This is a genomic window from Arthrobacter sp. 01T414 (genome assembly GCF_056398965.1).
Genome location: NZ_JBFTQK010000001.1, coordinates 224,620 through 242,204 on the forward strand (window position 1 = coordinate 224,620; position 17,585 = coordinate 242,204).

Consider the following 17,585-nt stretch of genomic DNA (forward strand, 5'->3'; position numbering starts at 1 on the left):
CCCGCAACGTAAGGAACACGCATGACCATCACGACTTCCGCCCCCGCTGCAAACGTCTCCGAGCTGGAGCGCCTCAAGGTCCTCAACAACGGCCAGAAGGTCAGCCTGACCTTCTCCGACGCTGAGTTTGAGCGCCGCCTCGGCGGGCTCCGCCAGATTATGGCCGAGAAGGACCTCGACGCCGTCGTCCTCACCAGCTACCACTCGATCAAGTACTACTCCGACTTCCTCTTCACCTACTTCGGCCGCTCCTACGCCATGGTGGTCACCAAGGATGACACCGTGACCGTCACGGCCAACATCGACGCCGGGATGCCTTGGCGCCGCAGCTACGGCGAGAACGTGGTCTACACGGACTGGCGCCGTGACAACTACATCTTCGCCATCCAGGAGGTGCTCCGCACCCGCGGCATCAACCCCCGCCGGATCGGCGTCGAAGACGATTCGCTCCCGCTGGACAACCGCAACAAGATCCAGGCAGCCTTTGCCTCGGCCACCCTAGTGGACGTCGCCCAGGCCGCCATGCGCCAGCGGATGATCAAGTCGGCAGAAGAGATCGAGGTCATCAAGCACGGGGCGCGCATCGGCGACCTCGGCGGCGAGGCGATCCGCAACGCCATCACCGCCGGCATCACCGAATACGAAGTGGCCCTGATCGGCACCGAGGCCATGGTCCACGAGATCGCCCGCACCTTCCCGGACTCGGAAATCCGCGACACCTGGGTCTGGTTCCAGTCCGGCATCAACACCGACGGCGCCCACAACTGGGCCACCACCCGCAAGATCCAGGAACACGACATCCTGTCCCTGAACTGCTTCCCGATGACCTCCGGCTACTACACCGCCCTGGAACGCACCCTGTTCTACGGCGAACCGGATGCCCGCTCGCTGGAACTGTGGAACATCAACGTCGAGGTCCACAAGCGCGGCCTGGAACTGATCAAGCCCGGGGCCGTCTGCAAGGACATCGCCGCCGAACTGAACGAGATCTACGTGGGCCACGGACTGCTCGCCAACCGGACCTTCGGCTACGGACACTCCTTCGGCGTCCTGAGCCACTACTACGGCCGCGAAGCCGGACTCGAGCTCCGCGAGGACATCGACACCGTACTCGAGCCCGGCATGGTGGTCTCGATGGAACCGATGATCACCGTCCTGGACGGCCAGCCCGGCGCCGGCGGCTACCGCGAGCACGACATCCTCGTGGTGGGCGAGGACGGGGCCGAGAACATCACCAAGTTCCCCTTCGGCCCCGAATACAACATCATCGGCGCCTAACACCTGCGCCACCGGCAACGGGCAGGGTGCGGCGCCACGGACACCGTGGCGCCGCACCCTGCGGCCGCATCGACGCCGCACTAACAAGGAGCACCACCAGCATGCAAAAGTCAGTATTCCTGGAAGACCTGGATGCCTTCGGCTACCGCGAAGTCCTCGGCTCCGGCGAGGCGATGGTCCTCATCCCGGTCGGTTCCTTGGAACAGCACGGCCCCCATCTTCCGCTGGGCACAGACACCGTCCTCTCATCCCGCTTTGCCGAGGGGGTCGCCCGGCAGGTGGGTGCCCTGGTGGCCCAACCCATCGCGTACGGCTACAAGTCCCAGCAGAAATCGGGCGGCGGCAACCACCTGGCCGGCACCACGAGCCTGGACGGGACCACCCTGATCGGGATGGTGCGCAACCTGGTGAAGTCCTTCCTGAACCAAGGCGTCCGGCACCTGGTCTTCATCAACGGCCACTTCGAGAACTACCAGTTCCTCTACGAGGGAATCGACCTGGCCCTGGAAGACCTGGGGATCAAGCCCGGCGCGGAACAGAGCGTCCTGTTGTTGTCCTACTGGGACTTTGTCAGCCAGGACACCCTTTCGCAGGTTTATCCTGACGGATTCCCCGGCTGGGAAATCGAGCACGGGGGCGTCCTGGAAACCTCGTTAATGCTCCATCTGGAACCGGCGCGGGTGGCCATGGACCGGCTGGTGGACGGCCCGGCTGCTGTGTTGCCACGCTTCGACCGGCTTCCGGTGGTGCCCGAGCGCACTCCGGCCACGGGCTGCCTCTCCTCGGCGGCAGGATCCAGTGCCGCCAAGGGCAGCCTGTTGTACGAGCAGGTTCTCGAAGATCTGGTCGCCGACATCGTCACTGAACTGGTCCGCGAACCGGCAGCGGCGGCGCCCGCCCCGAGGTAGCCCGGCCGCCCCGGTCAGGGCAGCGGCAGCGGACGCGTGCGCAGCGGCGCCAGGAACAGGATAGTGACGACGGCGGTGATGGACCCTGCCGCCATGATCGACGCCAACACCACGATCTGGAACATACCCGCGGCAAGGGGAGAGATACCGCCGAAGATCGCCCCGACGAAGGCCCCGGGCAGGGTGACCAGGCCCGTCGTCTTGCTCTGGTCGGTGGAGGGGATCAGGGCCGAGTGCACGGCTTCCCGCGCCAACCCGGCCGTGGACTCCCGGGGCCTCGCCCCCAGAGCCATCCACCCTTCCACTTCTTCCCACCGGGAGATCACGGTCTGACTGAAATGCCGGCCCGCGAGGGTGGTGATGGACATGGCGTTGCCGATCACGATGCCGCCTATGGCCAGGGCATAGCGGGGCGTGAAGTCGATGGCGCCGGTGGCGAAGACAATCGCCAGGGTGGCAATTACCCCGGCGCCCATTGCCGTGCAGACGTGTGCGAACGTGGTCCAGTTCCACCCGAGGCGTCTGGTTGCCGTGGCCGCTGCCACTGCGAACATGACGAGCAGTGCCAGCCCGACGAGTAACGCGTTGGTGATGATGCCGCCCAGCACCAGGCTGATGGCGGCCAGCTGCGCGGCCCCGCGAAGAATCGCCCAAGCCGGCGCCAACCGCGCCGGCACGCGATAAAGCGTCAGCACCGCGACTGTGGCGGCCACCAGCACGGCGACTCCGGACAGGGTCGCGACTACACCGCCGGGCAGGTCCATAGCGCCAGCCTAGTATTTGCTGAGGCGTGTTGATCCGTACCCCTTCGGGCGCCGGTCGCCGCGCCGGCGCCAAGCGTATTTACTACGGAAGCCGTGAGGGGCGAAGCAGTGTCGCCTCGCCGGCGCGCTCCGGGTCCAGCTGGACGGGGCTGACCAGCACGGCGGGCCCGCGGTGCAGGACGCCGTCGGACAGCACCTGGCAGCGCACGCCGCCCCGGCCGCGCATGGCTTTGTGCGCGCCGGGGGCGAGCATCTCATCCATCCACGCGCACGGATGGGCCGGGCGGCCGGCCTTGAGCCGCACCGTTGCCCCGGCTGATTCAAGCTCGAAGTCGTGGCCGAGCAGCGGCGCCAGGTGCGCCCCGCGCAGCACCACGTTGCGGCGGGTCAGCAAGGGATTGAACGCTTCCGTTCCCAGCTCGGCGGCGATCGCCTCGAGGGCCTCGACGGCGAAGACCGTGACGGCGGCGTCCATGTGCGCGGCCTTGCCGAAAAACCGGTCCCCGACGATTCCCTTGCCGGCCACGAGTGTCGCCTGCCGGGCATCCGTGGTGGGGACGTCGGCGGCGCCTTCGCGGGCGCGGCCGAAGTAGGCGTGCGCCGGTGAGACGAGCAGGTGCAGGATCTCGACGTCGTACCGGTAACTGGCGGTCATCCCTCCAAACTACCGCTCCGGGACCCATCTCGGGTGCCGCCCGAGCAGCTACAGCAGGGGCTTGTTGCGGTCCTCCGGGTCCCGGCCCGCGGCGGTGGCGCGGTCAATGATTTCCTGGGCAATGGCGTGGACCTTGCGGTTCCGTTCGCTGCTCAGCTTGCTGATGAGCTCATAGGCCTGGTCGGCGTCGACCCCGGTGCGTCCCATGAGGATGCCCCTGGCCTGCTCGATGGCCGCCCGATGCACGGCGGACGCCGCGACCGCCTCGGTGGCAAGCTGGTGCCGGTCGGTATGGATCGACTGGGTGAGGTCTACGACGACGCCCCAGACGCCGACGGGCGTGGTCCCGTCGAGGATGTAGTCCGCTGAGAACAGCAATTTGTGCTGGCGGTCCTTGCGGTCGCGAATGGACACGTAGATGGACGACGGGCCGCCCACCGCAGCCACCCGCTCCCAATACGCCTGGACCTTGGGCCGGTCCTCGGGCTCGACATGGGGAAGAACCATTTCCATGGACGGGACCACTTCGCCCCGTTCATACCCGTAAATCCGGTACAGCCCGTCCGACCAGCGAAATTCACCGTCCGCGAAGAAAAACTCGACCAGACCGGTGGGGCAATCGAGAAATTCGTCCCTGGGGACTCGCCCGGCCACGGAACCGGGATACTTGCTGTTGGAAGTCACCTCGGCGCTCCTGCGTTCAGCGAGTGCCGGACATGACCGCGAAGTAGCCCGGTACCTGCTGCGGGAGGCCGCCGGGTCCCATCGCGACCACGTCTATCCCGACCGGGCCGTCGGCGATCAGTTGCCACTGGGTATCCGGAAAGATTTTGTGCCGTTCCGGGGCTCCGAAGCGGCCGGGGCGGGGGAGGTTCTCCAGGGCCCGCTGGAGCTGTGGGGGAACGTGTCCCGAGGTCGCCCCGAGCTCGGCCAGGTAGGCGAGGCTGTCGCCGGGATAGTTGGTTTCGGCTACGAATACGTGGCCTTTGTCGCCGACAATCGTCCGGATGTTCGCTGCGGCGGCTGCTTGTTTGTCCGGCTTGAGCACATGGAAGACTCCGCGAACAAAGACGTTCGCCGCTCCCAGTTTGTCCGCCAGGGCATCTCCGGCGCCAGGCCGGGCAGCATCGAGGACCATGAATTCCGCATTGCTGATGCCCCGCGATTCACTGGCGGCGCGCCGAACGGCATCCGGGGAAACGTCGACGCCGACGACCCGGGGAAAATATCCGGAGAGCCAGCGGGTGTGGGTGCCGTTTCCGCAACCGACGTCGATCACGGGGAGTGCCGGATCGAAGTGGGCGCGAATAAGGCCGGCGTACTGTTCGTGTTCGGCCGCGGAACCTGAGTCCCACAACACGTCGCCCCCGGGGCCCGTGGTGCGGATGCCCTTCCAGTACCCGTCCCACGCCGTGTGGGGATCCCGCGGGGCCCGCGACGCGAGGCGTGCGACAGTGGGGATCAGCCGCATGCGGTCCCAAAGCTTCACCATGCTCCCACCCTATCGATCCTCCCCGGCCCCGCTGATGCGCTCAAGGATGCCCTCGGCTGGGACAGGCCGTCCGAGGTGGTAGCCCTGCCCATAGAGGCATCCCATGGCGGCCAGTTGCGCGGCCTGTTCTGCGGTTTCAATGCCCTCAACGATCGCGTCCAGTTCCGCCGCATCGATCAGTTGCAGGATGGCGGGGACAAATTTCCGCTGCCGGGGGTCTGACTCGAGGTTCCTGATCAGCGAATGGTCCACCTTCACGGTGTCCGCAGGGAGGGACCGCAGGTAGCTGATGGAGGAATATCCGGTGCCGAAGTCATCGATTTGCAGCCCGACGCCGAGGGCGCGGAGCTTCTCGAGGATTTGCTCGTCCCCGGTTTTGCGGGACATGAGGACGCTCTCGGTGATTTCCAGGACAAGCCGCCGGGGGTCTAAATCATGCACGGCAAGAGTCTCCCGGACGTCGTCAACGAGGTCAGCCCTCAGGAGTTCGGCGGCCGAGAGATTGATGTGGAGCCGGAAGTCCGCCCGGTCGGGCGCGGCCAGCTCCCACCGGCGGAGCTGGGAGATTCCTTCATGCAGGATCCACCCGCCGAGTTCGAAGATCAGACCGGTTTCTTCGGCGATGGCGATGAACCCGTCCGGCATGATCATCCCGTGGACCGGGTGGCGCCAGCGGACCAGTGCCTCCACGCCGGCTACCCTGCCGGTAGAGAGCTCGATCACCGGCTGGTAGTGAAGAAACAGTTCACCATTGGCGGCCGCAGTGCGGAGTTCGGCGGTGATCCGGGACCGCTCCTGCACGGCATCGAGCATGTCGGGGTGGAACGTCTGGATTTTGTTTCGGCCGTGGGATTTGGCTTGGTACATGGCGATGTCCGCATCGCGTAGCAGTTGCTCTGCCGTGGATCCGGGTTCGTGGAAGCAGACGCCGATGCTGGCCGTGGTCCAGACCGTCTCCGTCCCGATCTGCACGCTGTCCTGCAGGGCTTCCCAGATCCGCTGCGCCACCTGCAGGACCTCCGCTTCGGTGGCTCCCGTGACGAGGACGGCGAACTCGTCGCCGCCGAGGCGGGCAACGGTGTCCCCGGCCCGCACGGAGGCGCGCAGCCGGGTGGAGACCTCGACCAGCACAGCGTCGCCGGTGCTGTGCCCCAGGGTGTCGTTGATGGCTTTGAAGGAATCCAGGTCGAGGATGAGGACAGCGGTCGCGGAGCTGTCCTGGTCGCGACTGCGGATTGCCTCGTTGATCCGTTCGTTGAGCCGGGTTCTGTTAGCCAGGCCCGTGAGGCTGTCGGTCTTGGCCAGTTGCTCCAGTTCCACCTGCGTCCGACGCAACATCGCGGTGCGGGCAGCGACGCGCTCTTCGAGTTCGGCGTGGATGTGTCCGAGCTCTTCAGCGAGGAGGTTGACGCCCGTGATGACGGCGTCAACCGCGTCCCGCTGCTCCGACGGCTCGATGCGGGAGTTCAGATCTCCAGCTGCCAGCCGGACGATCCCGTCGAGAAGCCGATCCAGGCGCTCGTCGTCGATGCCTCCGCCCGAGGTCACGGAGCCGCGTAAGGGTCGGGAATTAGCGCCGCGGTCACGGTGTTGCGGCGGTTCCCCGTAGCGGCCCGCGGCGACCTACCCTGAGGCATCGAGCCAGTCCATTGCCTCGGTCCGGGACGTGAAGAACCGGGTAGGGCAGGGCGGGATGTGCACGCCGAGGAAGAAGTTCGCCAGGACCCGGTCCACGGGTGAGCGTCCCAACAGGGCGATGCGGGAGGCGCTGCACGGAATCGACCAGATGCTCCTGGCCTCCCGGGTGACCGAAGTGACAGCTGCCATGTCCACAAGCATCGGGTGCGGCGAGCCCTGGCAGACCTCGTTTACTTTGGCCATCGCGGCCCGGGCGTCGTCCACCTCAATGGTGATGCCGGGCTCCCACCGCAGATGCACAAGACCGTCGTCGCGCATCAGGACGCTGCCCTTGCCGCCGTCCACAGCATCCGGCGCTACGCTCACAGGCCCTCCCGAATCCGCAACTGAACCCTCACTGACCCCTAAAGTTACAGCGACGATCCCGATTGCCTATAAACCCCGCCGCGGCGGCCGGGAAAACCGTGCCCGGGGCGCGCCGGCCTAGAGGTAATCCGGGGCCGCTTCCAGATCGAAGTAATCCTCCAGGGTGGTGCTGACCTGCGAGGCAAGGTCCCGGCCCACGAAGCGCAGGTGCCACGGCTCGTAGGTGTAACCGGTCACCGCCTCGGACCCCGCCGGGTAACGGATGACGAATCCGTACCTCGCGGCGTTCGCGGCCGCCCACTTGCCTGCCGGGGTGGTGGCGAAGCAGGCCTGCAGGGCGCAGGCTCCGCTGGCATTGCCAATGTCCATCGCCAGCCCGGTCTGGTGTTCGCTGAAGCCGGGCCGCGCGGCGAGCGTATCCGCCGTCGCCTGGCCGTACTGGCGCACGTAGCTGTCGTAGAGGCTTGCCTGTTGGCTGTACGAGCGGTAGCCGCTGACCGGAATGATGTTCACGCCTGCCGCCTTCGCAGCTTTGGCCAGCTGCTTATAGGCGTCCGCGGCCTCGCTCCGCAGCCGTTCCCCCTGGATCCTGACCAGCTGCGCCGGCACGTAGGTGGCGGGGTTCAGTGGCCGGTGTTTGTTGACCACCACCTGAAGGCTTGCGGCTGAATCGATGTCGTAATCTGTGGCCGCTGCCGGCGCCGCGGGGGCGATCATGCCGAGCGAAAGCAGCAGCCCCGCCGCTGCAGCCGTGATCCTGCCGAGTCTCTTTAGCACCGTGGCCTCCAGGAAGTGGTGGGAACAGATGCGGGAACCCTACCGGGCCTCACCGCCGGCGTCGAGGGTGTTTCGCCCCGGCAGGGCCCGGGACGAAATCCTCATGCCACGGCTACCGGACTGCGCCACCATGATCGTATGAACGCTGAAACGCCGAAGGCGGCCGAGCTGAACCTCCCCCAAGCCTTCCTGCTCTTGGCAACGCGGGACCAGGACGGAAAACCCGAAATCCCGGTGTTCGCCCTCCGCACCACTTTGGCGGGGGCAATCCTGGCCGAACTGGAGCTGGCCGGCGCCATTGAGCTGCAGGGCAAGAACGTGCGGGCTACCCGTGTGGCCCCGCCGACGGACTTCCAGCACGAGCTCGAACTCATCCGGGGCAAGTCGCGCCCCCACACGCCCAAGCGCTGGGTCGCCATGCTGGAGGGCCGCGCCGAGGTGCAGCGTGTCTACGAGGGGATGGCATCGCGGGGCATCGTGGAGCACATCGGTGAAAAACATCTTGGGGTGTTCAGGTCCGTGCGGTACCCGGAGAAAGACCACGGCCCGGAGGCTGCGCTGTTGGCGAAGCTCCAGGCGGTGCTCAGCGGCGCGCCGCCCGACGGCGCGGTGCCTGACGCCGACGCGCCTCCTGCGGAGTCCGCAGCCCAGGTAGCCGCCGACGCCGGAGGCGCTGGCGCCGCGACGCCCGGCCCCGCTGCAGCCGCCGAGAAACCTGACGCCATGGCCGCCGAGGCCCGGACCACGGCGCTCATTGCCCTGCTGCACGCGGCCGGCCTGCTGGGCAAGCTCTTCCCGGCTGCGGACCGGGTCCGAGCCGACGAGCTGGCCAAGGACTACTGGCCCGCCCGGGCCGTGGAGGACGAACTTCGGCTCATCAGGATTGCGCAGGAAGAAGCAGCCACCCTCTAGGAGGCCCACCTGCCGGCGCCTGACCCGGGCTAGTCTTGCCGGACGATGTCGACTGAGACCTCCACCGCCTGGACGGTTCCCTTGTTTTCGAGCCAGTGGACGGTGTCCTTGTCCTCGGGCCAACCCGCCCCGGGGCCGTAGTCGGTCTCGGTGCCGTTCCGGTGATCCGTGATGTTGCCCTGCAGGATGTAGACCAGCCCGGGGCGGCCCCTGTGGTCGTGGACCGGCCCGAAGACGCCGCCCGGTTCGATGGTGATCAGCCGCATCCGCAGCTGGCGGCCGGCCATCCCCTCGATTTCGGGGCCCAGATCCACGGTGGACAGCAGCCGGGTTGTGACTCCGGCGCTTTCCGGTATGGCCTCGTCGGTATTCATCGTGCCCTCCTACGCCTGCAACCGGGGCCGCCGCGGATTGGCGGCCCCAGCTGCAGGTTTACTCCCGGGCGGCGCGAGGGGCAATACCACCGGGGACGCAGCAGGAACCCGGTGTTCCCCGGGTTCCTGCCGCGTGTACCTTCATTCGGCGGGCATCAAGCAGTGCCGAGCGCGGCCTTCGCTTCCTTCACGCGTTCGCTCAGTTCCTTGCGTGCGGCGAGAGCCTCCTCCAGGCTGACGGCGACGAACCGGGTCGAGGTTCCGGGGGCCGCGCGGGCCACCAGGTCCATGTCCGCGCTGATCACCGTTCCCACCATGGCGTAGCCGCCGCCCGAGACCGCGTCGCGGTGCAGGACGATCGGCTGGGTGCCGCCGGGGATCTGGATGGACCCAACTGCGTAGCCGGCGTCAACAATGTTGGACGGATCGGATCCTGCCCCGAAGGGCTGCTCCCGCTCCTTCCATTTCACCCCCGGGCCGGAGTAGCGCAGGCCCATGCGGTCAGCCACCGGCGTCACCTTCCATTCGCCGTTCAGCAGGTTCCCAAGCCCCTCGTCGGTAAGCCGGTGGTCGTAGAGGCCCAGGACAATCCGGACTTCCTGCTCCTTGGAAAAGACCGGGCGGAACTCCTCCGGAACCGCCTCAGCGGCCGGCAAGGCGCCGCCGTCGAGCGGGCTGCCGACGGGGACGTGGTCACCCGCCTCCAGCTTCCGGCCCTGGAAACCGCCAATGGCCCCCAGGCTGTAGGTGGACCGGCTGCCCAGCACCTCGGGAACATCGATCCCGCCCTGCACCGTGATGTAGTACCGCGTGCCGCCCTGAATGACTCCGAAGCTGATTTCGTCCCCGGCCTTAAGCTGCAGCCGCGTCCATTGCGGCCGTGGCTCGCCGTTGACCTTCACCTCTACCGGCGCGCCGGTGACCGCGACGACGGCGTCCTGGTCCGTGGTCAGGGTCGGGCCCAGATACGTGCACTCGAGGACGGCTTCCCTGGCGGTGTTACCCACCAGCGCATTGCCAAGTTCGGCCGAGTACTGGTCCATGGATCCGCTTTGCGGAATGCCCACGTTGTAATGGCCGGTGCGGCCCTGGTCCTGGACGGTGGTGGCCAGGCCTGGGCTCTTGATGTCAAATGCCATTGAGGGCCTCCATGAGTTCCTGGTTGTAACCTTCCGGATCCGCAAGCGCCTTGGACAGGTCGAATGTCACGGGCGCCTGACGGTAGCGGAAGGTCCCGGCGCTGATCTCGTCCTGGATGCTGTTGTATTCGGCCTCGGTCACCGGCTTGAATTTCACGATGTCGCCCGGGCGGAAGAAAACCATGAAGTCCTTGAAGTCAGCCAGCGACTGTGCCGGGTCGAAGATCGGTGCGGCGGCGACCCCGAACATCTGGTAGCCGCCGGCGCCGCGCACCGAGTAGATGCAGCCGAAGCAGCCGCCGTGGCCCACCGTCAGCTTGGGGGTGTCGGTGCGCGGACTCAGGTACTTGGGCACCTCCAGTTGCTTCTCGCGGCCAACAAGCTGGAACAGGAACGGCAGGCCGGCGACGAACCCGACCATGGAGACCAGCCACGGCTGCTCGTGGTGCCGTTGGATGAACTCCGCGGCGTCCTTGAGGTGGTTGACCTTGGCGGCGTAGTCGATGTCGCTTCCGCCGGGCTCCTGGTGGAACCCTTCGCGGAACCGCTCGGCCACTTCCGCGGTAAACGGATCGTCGTACCAGACCGGAACCTCGACGATCCGCGTCTCCAGCGGCTGCAGCTGGTGGTGCGCCAGGTCCGCTTCGATCGCCCGGACGGCCTCTTCGAGGGTTGACGGCGGCAGGACGTCGGGATCGAACCTCACCAGCAGGGAGGCGTTGGCCGGGCAGATGTCCACGACGCCCTGCAGTTCGGCGGCGGCAAGCTTCTCAGCGATGGACATCACCTTGAAATTGGCGGCCAGGCTCATGGCCTCGGAGACTTCCACGAAGAGGAACTCGTCACCGCCCCAGGTGTAGCGGGCCTCCATGGAGGCGGTTGCCGGACTACTCATTTGGACTCCATCAGGTTGTCGACGGTTTCGATGAACTTCGAATGGTGCTTCACGGCGCTGAATTCCAGCCGGTCCAGGAGCTTCTTCAGCACCGGAATCGTAGTCTTGACTCCTTCGATCCGGGTCCCGTAGAGGGCCTCCAGTGCGCCCTCGATGGCGGCTTCCCGGGTGTCTTTGTGGACGATGAGCTTGGCAAGCATGGAATCGTAGTACGGGCTCACGGTGGACCCGGCCTCCACGCCGGCGTCGATCCGGACGCCTTCGCCCTCGAACCAGTCCAGGACGCTGATGACGCCGGGGCTCGGGAAGAAGTTGTTGTGCGGATCCTCGGCATTGATGCGGCATTCAATGGCATGGCCCTTGAACTCGATATCCTCCTGCCGGACCGACATCGATCCGGTGGACGCGATGAGCAGCTGTTCGCGGACCAGGTCCACGCCCGTGACCGCCTCGGTGACGGGGTGCTCGACCTGGATGCGGGTGTTCATCTCGATGAATGCTGCTTCATGGTTGACCGGGTCGTAGAGGAACTCGACCGTGCCCGCCCCGCTGTAGCCGCACTCGCGGGCCAGTTCCACGGAGGATTCCCGGATGGTCTGGCGGACGGCATCGGGGAGGTCCGGGGCGGGCGCTTCCTCAATTACCTTTTGGGAACGGCGCTGCATGGAGCAGTCGCGGTCCCCGAGATGGATGAAGTCCTTTCCGTCACCGAGCACCTGGACCTCGACATGCCGGGCGTGCTTGACGAAACGTTCGAGGTAGACGGTCGGGTCGCCGAAGACGGATGCCGCCTCACCGCGCGCCATCTCGATGGTGGTCAGCAACTCTGCTTCGTCATGGACGAACCGGATGCCCCGGCCGCCGCCGCCGGCGGAGGCCTTGACCACCAGCGGGTAGCCGATGTCACGGGCCACCGCCAGGGCATCGGCCTCGGGATCCAGCGGGCCGTCGGACCCGCGGAGCACGGGGACCCCGGCCTTCCGGGCGGAATCCCTTGCCATGGACTTGTTGCCCATCGTTTCGATGGCCCCGGCGTCGGGACCGACCCAGGTCAGCCCTGCCTCCACTACTTTCCGGGCGAACTCCGCGTTCTCGGAGAGGAACCCGTAGCCCGGATGCACGGCGTCGCAGCCGTTGTCCAGCGCTGCGGCGATGATCGCGTCCTGGTTCAGGTAGCTGGCGGGCGCCGGAGCCGGCCCGACGACTACGAAGTTGTCCGCGGAACGCGCTGCCAGCGAATCCGCGTCGGGTTCGCTGACCACCACCAGCGTCTCGATGCCCATCTCGCGGGCCGTGCGGGCAATGCGCACGGCGATTTCGCCACGGTTGGCGATCAGTAGCCGTTTCATCATTACCCTTCTCGGACGACGATGATCGTGTCGCCCGGGTTGACCATGTCGCCCTCATTCACAGCGAACGATTCGAGAATTCCGGCCACATCCGACTGGATCTCGGTGAACTGCTTCATGATTTCGACGATGCCGACGGTTTGTCCGACCTCGATGGTGTCGCCCTCGTTGGCGAATGGGGGTTTGCCCGGGCCGGGTTTGCGGTAGAAGATCCCGGGAAGCGGGGAGACGATGTTAGCCATGGGGTGCTCGCTTTCAGCTGGTTGGATTTAGGGGTTTCAGCCCAGGACCGTGCGCACGGCGCTGGCCACTGCGACCGAGTTGGGTGCGTCGGAGTGCACGCAGACGCTCCGGAAGGGGATATCAAGCTCCGTGCCGTCGACGGCGAGCACCGGCTTGCCGGCCAGGGCGCGGGTTACGCGTTCCGCGGCGGCGTCGGGATCTGTTGGAACCGGGCGGCGCTGGATCAGCAGCTCCCCCTTGGGGCCGTAGTTGAGGTCCACGTACAGTTCGGGAACGAATTCCACGCCCATGGCGCGGCACACTTCCTCGTGGGCGGTCCCGCCGAGGCCGTAAAAGGGGACCCCGAACTGCTGTGCCACCCCCGCGGCTGCCTGCATGAGCTCCTCGTCCCCGGCCAGCATGCCGTAGAGGGCGCCGTGGGGCTTGATGTGGTTCAGGGCAAGGCCGTGCTTGGCGAGGAACGCCGTCAGCGCCCCCGTCTGGTACAGGATGATCGATTCGACTTCTGCGGGGGTGAGCACCATCCGGCGCCGGCCGAAGCCCACTACATCCGGCAGCCCGGGGTGGGAGCCGACAGCCACGCCGTGCGCGGCGGCGAGCTCCACTGTCCGGTTCATGACGTCGGGGTCGCCCGCGTGGTATCCGCAGGCCACATTGGCGACGTCGATGATGCGCATCAGCTCTTCGTCGTTGCCGAACTCGTGAAGGCCCAGGCCTTCGCCCATGTCCGAATTCAAAAGTACGCGGCCCGAGGTGCCGTCGGTCACATTTTTATGCATGGGTGCCACGCTACTCAGCATCGTGCAGCAGGGATATTGTGCAAAGTGCCGAAGTGGCGGCGGGTAGATATGCTGGCAGCACTATACGGGGGCTTCTCTCTGTTGGAAGGGACCATGAGGATCTCAGAACTTGTCGCCGACATCGGGCTGGACGTCCGTTTGCGCGTCCCGGGAGGCGAGGGCAGGCTGAACCGGCCCATCGCCTGGTGCGCTCCCACCGAACACATGGATCCGCGGCCGTTCCTCAGCGTCAATGCCTTGGTGCTGACCAACGGCATGGGCTTGAACGTGCGGGACTTCAGGATCTGGGATGCCTACGTTGAACGCCTGATGGACGTCCCCGTTTCCGCGCTGGCCTTTGGGCTGGGCGCGGCGCACCGTGAGTTGCCGGCCGGCTTGCTGCAGGCGTGCGAGGCGCATGGCCTGCCGTTGCTGGAGCTCCCGCCGGAGGTGCCGTTCGTGCTCGTCATGCAACACGTGGAGCAGGTCATCGCCGCCGAGCGCTTCGAAGAGCTGAGGCAGGGCTGGGAGCTGGCGGACGATTGCACCAGGCTGGCTGCGGACGGCCGGTCGCTCGCCGAGGTGCTCTCCCGGGTCGGGGACGCCGTGGATGCCAGGGTGGCTGTGATCGACCAGGACGGCTTCCAGCTGGTGGCCGCCGGCTCGGCGCACGGCGGGACCGCCCGGACCACCCTGCGGCTGCCCAGCGGTGCCGCGGACCAGTTCCGGCTCTCCATCGAGGGGATCGGCGCGGACCTGGTCCTCCAGCCCATCCTGGGTCCCGTAGCTGCGGTGATCGGCATGCAGCTGAGCTACACCCTGGGCTCTCGTTCGCCCCTGCATTCGCGGGAAGCTGCACGTTTCATGGAGGCGCTCTATGTGGACCGCGGCGATCCGGGCGTTCCGTTGCGCCGCTTTGCCCTCGAATCAGGTTTCGATCCCGGCGCAGAGTGGAGCGCGGTGCTGATCGGCGGCACCGGGGAAGTGGCCCCGGCGCGGCTGCGAGCCGTCGCCTGGCGGGCCCGGGTGGGCTTGCAGGGCGTCTTCGGCACGGTGCGGTTCATGGAGGAAGCGGGCCTCACCTCGCTGCTGCTCCAGCGGCGCGAGGAGCCGGCCGGCCTGCTGGCGACGGTCAGAGAGTTCTTCCGGGATGCGCCGGAAATATCCGTCGTCGTGGCGGAATCCGGCAGCCTGGGGGAACTGCCGCTGACGCTCCAGCTCGCCCGCCGCCAGGTGGGACCGCCCGGTGTGCACGAGGCGCCGCCCGCCGATCTCGCCGGCATTGTGCAGGGCCTTCCTAGCCAGGGACTCGTGGCCATGTGCCGGCGGCTCCTTGCCCCGCTGACCGCAGACGGGGCCGGCACGCTGCTGGATACTCTCGAGGCGTACCTGCGGCACAGCGGCAGCGCCCCCAAAATCTGCGCCGAACTTTTCATTCACCGAAACACGCTCAGCTACCGCATGCGCAAGATCGAGGAGCTGCTGCAGCTGGACCTCGCCGACGGGGAAGTCCGCGCAACGTGCACGTTGGCCCTCGGCATTGTCGGCGCAGCCAACCGGTCCGGCGGGGGCGCGGCCGGCTGACCGCGCCGCCGGGTCAGCCGTGGACGGTCTGCGCGCTGCTTTCCCGGATGCAGAGAGTCGGTTCGAGAAGGACGGGTTCGACCGTTTCGCCGTCGAGCACGCGTTTCAGCAGCCGCATTGCCGTCCTCCCGATATCCAGCATGGGGGAGCGGACCGATGACAGCGGGATCGGCAGCTCGGCGGCGACGGAGGTGTCGTTGAAGCCCACGACCGCAACGTCCCGGCCGGCGGTGAGGCCGTGGGACCGCAGCGTCCCCATGGCGCCGATCGCGGCGAAGTCGTTGACCGCGAAGATCGCAGTCGGCCGGGTGAGTCCGCTGGCCAGGATGGTTTCGGTGGCCTCATGGCCGCCGACGGTATCGAACCTTGACCAAACCACGGCCTCCGGTGAAATTGAGCCGCCCAGGGCTTTCCATCGGTCCACGAAGCCCCCGGTCCGGTCCACGGCCGTGCTGGCGTAGGGTTCCCCGGCAATGACTGCCACATTCCGGTGGCCGCTGCCCCACAGGTGGTCGGCGACGAGCTGGCCGCCGAGGACGTCGTCGCAGGTGGCCGACGGGTACCCTGCAACACGGCGGTTCATGAGCACGAAGGGAACGTTGCGGTCGCTGAGCTCGCGCAAGTGGCTGCCGTCCAGGTGGGCGTCGCCGATGATCAACCCGTCCACCCTGCGCGCCAGCATGGTGTCCGTCTTCCGGCGTTGTTCCTCCGGATCGTCACGGGAATTCATCACGAACGTGGAGTAGCCGAGCTCGGCCGCGGCTTCCTCGATGCCCTCGTACATGATGGCCAGGACGAGGTCGGAGAGTCGCGGCACGATGACGCCCATGAGTCGGGTCCGCCGCGTCCGCAGCCCGGCCGCCTGCGGGTTGGGTGAATAGCCGCGCTTCCGCGCCAGTTCGCGGACCCTTTCGGCGGTTGCCACGGACGCGGCGCCGCGTGCCACCTCGGAGCCCGAGTGCAGGATCCTGGACACGGTAGACGGGTGGATGCCCAGCTCGTTGGCCAGGTCTTTGAGTGTCACGGTGCGGCCGTCGGCCGAATTTTCCTTCATTGGTCCCCTGCCGCAGCTCGAGAAGGCGTCACACCAAGACTGCCGGATACGGCGGACATCTCCCGCCATAGGGCCCTTGACGTGTCACAGGTCACATCCTATAGTCAGTTTTACCCCCAACCCAATCGTTTGGGTAGACCGGCGGTCGGCGGCCGACACCAAAGTGTTTACGCGGACGAAACGCCGGACGGCAGTTGCACGAAACATCCCGAAGATACTTTCTACCCACATACCCAATCGATTGGGTGAGTGTCCGGCAACGGACGCAAGAGCAATGGAGTACACATGACTGTCACAGATTCGAACGGCGCCCACGTGGTGCTGCTCGCCACGGGAGGGACGATCTCTTCCCGCGGTTCCGGGACAGGCGGGGGCGCGGTTGCGTCCGACACCGGTGAGCAGGTTTTCGCCAGCATCGGCGGACCGTCCGCCCACCCGGTCCGTGTGGTCGACGTCTTCCGGAAAGGGTCCTACCTGTTGACCGTGGATGACATGATCGCCATCTGCGCCCGGATCCGAGAGGCGCTTTCTGCCCCGGAGGTCCTCGGTGTCGTGGTCACCCACGGCACGGACACCATGGAGGAGACCGCCTACCTGGCGGCGCTGACCCACGATGATCCCCGCCCGGTGGTTTTCACCGGGGCGCAGCAGTCGGCCGATTCCCCACACCCCGACGGGCCGGGAAACCTCGCCCGGGCGATCGCCGTCGCCGGCTCACCGGCCGCCCGCGGGAAAGGCGTGCTGCTGGCGTTCGCCGGCGCCATCTTTCCCGCACCCGGGGTGCGGAAATGCCACACCACCAAGCCCGACGCCTTTGCCAACCCTGACTTTGGAACGATCGGCTCCGTCACCGAGTCCGGGGAGGTCAGCTTCACGGAAACCCCTCCGCAGCACACCGCGCTGCCGCTGCCCGGTGCCGGTGCCGGTGCCGGTTCCCCGCGGGTGGATCTCGTCGCTGTCTACCCAGGCGCCGATGCCACCCAGTTGCGGAGTTCAGTGCAGGCGGGCGCGGCCGGGATCGTGCTGCAGGGAACAGGGACCGGCAACGCGAACCACCCCATCTGCCAGGCGGTGGCCGAAGCGGCGGCGGCGGGCGTCGTGGTGGTGACCAGTACCCGCGTGGAGGCCGGCGCCGTCGTTCCCGTCTACGGCGACGGCGGCGGCGAAGACCTGCGCGAGGCTGGCGCCATACCGTCCGGATGTCTCAGACCGTCCCAGTCCCTGATCCTGCTGAGCGCGCTGCTCAGGCTGGACGCGGGTCCGGACCGCATCGCCGAAACCTTCGCGCTCCGCGGCAAGGCCCCGGATCCGGACAGACCCGCGGCCGGCAACCCAGAACAACAGAAACCAACAACAAGCGCAGTGAAAGGTTGAACCC

19 protein-coding genes are annotated in these 17,585 nt (G+C 67.0%); 5 read left to right on the forward strand and 14 right to left on the reverse strand.

What is annotated here, in order from left to right; translation table 11 throughout:
* The first annotated feature begins 21 nt into the window (after positions 1-21).
* Positions 22-1,278 carry an aminopeptidase P family protein gene (locus AC1DK9_RS00990; protein WP_476914737.1) on the forward strand — a complete coding sequence of 419 codons (1,257 nt, stop codon included), beginning with the start codon at positions 22-24 and terminating at the stop codon, positions 1,276-1,278.
* A 101-nt stretch (positions 1,279-1,379) separates the two neighbouring features.
* A complete protein-coding gene (locus tag AC1DK9_RS00995; RefSeq protein WP_476862115.1) occupies positions 1,380-2,186 on the forward strand; it encodes a creatininase in 807 nt (268 codons plus the stop codon).
* 14 nt (positions 2,187-2,200) lie between these two features.
* Here AC1DK9_RS00995 and AC1DK9_RS01000 read toward each other — a convergent pair whose 3' ends face one another.
* The 7 genes from AC1DK9_RS01000 to AC1DK9_RS01030 form a co-directional block, all read right to left on the reverse strand.
* Entirely contained in the window at positions 2,201-2,950 is a 750-nt protein-coding gene (locus tag AC1DK9_RS01000; protein WP_476862116.1) for an ABC transporter permease, read from the reverse strand.
* A gap of 82 nt (positions 2,951-3,032) precedes the next feature.
* Positions 3,033-3,605, reverse strand: a complete 573-nt coding sequence (locus AC1DK9_RS01005) for an MOSC domain-containing protein (protein ID WP_476914738.1) — start codon at positions 3,603-3,605, stop codon at positions 3,033-3,035.
* 48 nt (positions 3,606-3,653) lie between these two features.
* Entirely contained in the window at positions 3,654-4,289 is a 636-nt protein-coding gene (locus AC1DK9_RS01010; protein ID WP_476914739.1) for a PAS and ANTAR domain-containing protein, read from the reverse strand.
* A 16-nt stretch (positions 4,290-4,305) separates the two neighbouring features.
* Positions 4,306-5,097: a class I SAM-dependent methyltransferase gene (locus tag AC1DK9_RS01015; RefSeq protein WP_476914740.1), complete on the reverse strand. Its 792-nt coding sequence runs from the start codon at positions 5,095-5,097 to the stop codon at positions 4,306-4,308.
* A 9-nt stretch (positions 5,098-5,106) separates the two neighbouring features.
* A complete protein-coding gene (locus tag AC1DK9_RS01020; protein WP_476914741.1) occupies positions 5,107-6,645 on the reverse strand; it encodes a putative bifunctional diguanylate cyclase/phosphodiesterase in 1,539 nt (512 codons plus the stop codon).
* Positions 6,646-6,720: 75 nt separating this feature from the next.
* The gene (locus tag AC1DK9_RS01025; protein ID WP_476862620.1) at positions 6,721-7,053 is read right to left on the reverse strand and encodes a DUF7793 family protein; all 333 of its coding nucleotides are present in this window, start codon (positions 7,051-7,053) and stop codon (positions 6,721-6,723) included.
* A gap of 165 nt (positions 7,054-7,218) precedes the next feature.
* A complete protein-coding gene (locus tag AC1DK9_RS01030; protein WP_476914742.1) occupies positions 7,219-7,878 on the reverse strand; it encodes a M15 family metallopeptidase in 660 nt (219 codons plus the stop codon).
* Positions 7,879-8,016: 138 nt separating this feature from the next.
* Here AC1DK9_RS01030 and AC1DK9_RS01035 point away from each other — a divergent pair, with 138 nt between their 5' ends.
* Positions 8,017-8,790 carry a GOLPH3/VPS74 family protein gene (locus tag AC1DK9_RS01035; protein ID WP_476914743.1) on the forward strand — a complete coding sequence of 258 codons (774 nt, stop codon included), beginning with the start codon at positions 8,017-8,019 and terminating at the stop codon, positions 8,788-8,790.
* 29 nt (positions 8,791-8,819) lie between these two features.
* On the opposite strand, the gene AC1DK9_RS01040 is transcribed toward AC1DK9_RS01035, so the two are convergent.
* The 6 genes from AC1DK9_RS01040 to pxpA form a co-directional block, all read right to left on the reverse strand.
* A complete protein-coding gene (locus AC1DK9_RS01040; RefSeq protein WP_476862123.1) occupies positions 8,820-9,164 on the reverse strand; it encodes a cupin domain-containing protein in 345 nt (114 codons plus the stop codon).
* A 155-nt stretch (positions 9,165-9,319) separates the two neighbouring features.
* Positions 9,320-10,303, reverse strand: coding sequence for a 5-oxoprolinase subunit C family protein (locus tag AC1DK9_RS01045; protein WP_476862124.1), 984 nt, complete (start codon positions 10,301-10,303; stop codon positions 9,320-9,322).
* Positions 10,293-11,198 (reverse strand): 5-oxoprolinase subunit B family protein, encoded by a 906-nt coding sequence (locus AC1DK9_RS01050; protein ID WP_476862125.1) that lies wholly within the window; start codon positions 11,196-11,198, stop codon positions 10,293-10,295. The genes AC1DK9_RS01045 and AC1DK9_RS01050 overlap by 11 nt, the downstream gene beginning before the upstream one ends.
* Positions 11,195-12,550 (reverse strand): acetyl-CoA carboxylase biotin carboxylase subunit, encoded by a 1,356-nt coding sequence (locus AC1DK9_RS01055; RefSeq protein ID WP_476914744.1) that lies wholly within the window; start codon positions 12,548-12,550, stop codon positions 11,195-11,197. Before AC1DK9_RS01055 ends, AC1DK9_RS01050 begins: the two co-directional genes overlap by 4 nt.
* Positions 12,550-12,789, reverse strand: a complete 240-nt coding sequence (locus AC1DK9_RS01060; protein WP_476862127.1) for an acetyl-CoA carboxylase — start codon at positions 12,787-12,789, stop codon at positions 12,550-12,552. The genes AC1DK9_RS01055 and AC1DK9_RS01060 overlap by 1 nt, the downstream gene beginning before the upstream one ends.
* Positions 12,790-12,825: 36 nt before the next feature.
* A complete protein-coding gene (pxpA, locus tag AC1DK9_RS01065; protein ID WP_476862128.1) occupies positions 12,826-13,569 on the reverse strand; it encodes a 5-oxoprolinase subunit PxpA in 744 nt (247 codons plus the stop codon).
* 114 nt (positions 13,570-13,683) lie between these two features.
* Here pxpA and AC1DK9_RS01070 point away from each other — a divergent pair, with 114 nt between their 5' ends.
* The gene (locus AC1DK9_RS01070; RefSeq protein WP_476914745.1) at positions 13,684-15,153 is read left to right on the forward strand and encodes a PucR family transcriptional regulator; all 1,470 of its coding nucleotides are present in this window, start codon (positions 13,684-13,686) and stop codon (positions 15,151-15,153) included.
* A gap of 13 nt (positions 15,154-15,166) precedes the next feature.
* Here AC1DK9_RS01070 and AC1DK9_RS01075 read toward each other — a convergent pair whose 3' ends face one another.
* Positions 15,167-16,207, reverse strand: a complete 1,041-nt coding sequence (locus AC1DK9_RS01075; protein WP_476862130.1) for a LacI family DNA-binding transcriptional regulator — start codon at positions 16,205-16,207, stop codon at positions 15,167-15,169.
* Between the two features lie 285 nt (positions 16,208-16,492).
* Here AC1DK9_RS01075 and AC1DK9_RS01080 point away from each other — a divergent pair, with 285 nt between their 5' ends.
* Entirely contained in the window at positions 16,493-17,581 is a 1,089-nt protein-coding gene (locus AC1DK9_RS01080) for an asparaginase (RefSeq protein ID WP_476862131.1), read from the forward strand.
* Positions 17,582-17,585: the final 4 nt, after the last annotated feature.

What these genes read in the sequence shown, in the direction of transcription:
- AC1DK9_RS00995 (WP_476862115.1), top strand. Translation starts at nt 1,380, where the DNA reads ATGCAAAAGTCAGTATTCCTGGAAGACCTGGATGCCTTCGGCTACCGC.
- AC1DK9_RS01060 (WP_476862127.1), bottom strand. Translation starts at nt 12,789, where the DNA reads ATGGCTAACATCGTCTCCCCGCTTCCCGGGATCTTCTACCGCAAACCC.
- AC1DK9_RS01005 (WP_476914738.1), bottom strand. Translation starts at nt 3,605, where the DNA reads ATGACCGCCAGTTACCGGTACGACGTCGAGATCCTGCACCTGCTCGTC.
- AC1DK9_RS01070 (WP_476914745.1), top strand. Translation starts at nt 13,684, where the DNA reads ATGAGGATCTCAGAACTTGTCGCCGACATCGGGCTGGACGTCCGTTTG.
- AC1DK9_RS01055 (WP_476914744.1), bottom strand. Translation starts at nt 12,550, where the DNA reads ATGATGAAACGGCTACTGATCGCCAACCGTGGCGAAATCGCCGTGCGC.
- AC1DK9_RS01015 (WP_476914740.1), bottom strand. Translation starts at nt 5,097, where the DNA reads ATGGTGAAGCTTTGGGACCGCATGCGGCTGATCCCCACTGTCGCACGC.
- AC1DK9_RS01045 (WP_476862124.1), bottom strand. Translation starts at nt 10,303, where the DNA reads ATGGCATTTGACATCAAGAGCCCAGGCCTGGCCACCACCGTCCAGGAC.
- AC1DK9_RS00990 (WP_476914737.1), top strand. Translation starts at nt 22, where the DNA reads ATGACCATCACGACTTCCGCCCCCGCTGCAAACGTCTCCGAGCTGGAG.
- AC1DK9_RS01075 (WP_476862130.1), bottom strand. Translation starts at nt 16,207, where the DNA reads ATGAAGGAAAATTCGGCCGACGGCCGCACCGTGACACTCAAAGACCTG.
- AC1DK9_RS01050 (WP_476862125.1), bottom strand. Translation starts at nt 11,198, where the DNA reads ATGAGTAGTCCGGCAACCGCCTCCATGGAGGCCCGCTACACCTGGGGC.
- AC1DK9_RS01080 (WP_476862131.1), top strand. Translation starts at nt 16,493, where the DNA reads ATGACTGTCACAGATTCGAACGGCGCCCACGTGGTGCTGCTCGCCACG.
- AC1DK9_RS01040 (WP_476862123.1), bottom strand. Translation starts at nt 9,164, where the DNA reads ATGAATACCGACGAGGCCATACCGGAAAGCGCCGGAGTCACAACCCGG.
- AC1DK9_RS01035 (WP_476914743.1), top strand. Translation starts at nt 8,017, where the DNA reads ATGAACGCTGAAACGCCGAAGGCGGCCGAGCTGAACCTCCCCCAAGCC.
- AC1DK9_RS01025 (WP_476862620.1), bottom strand. Translation starts at nt 7,053, where the DNA reads ATGCGCGACGACGGTCTTGTGCATCTGCGGTGGGAGCCCGGCATCACC.
- pxpA (WP_476862128.1), bottom strand. Translation starts at nt 13,569, where the DNA reads ATGCATAAAAATGTGACCGACGGCACCTCGGGCCGCGTACTTTTGAAT.
- AC1DK9_RS01000 (WP_476862116.1), bottom strand. Translation starts at nt 2,950, where the DNA reads ATGGACCTGCCCGGCGGTGTAGTCGCGACCCTGTCCGGAGTCGCCGTG.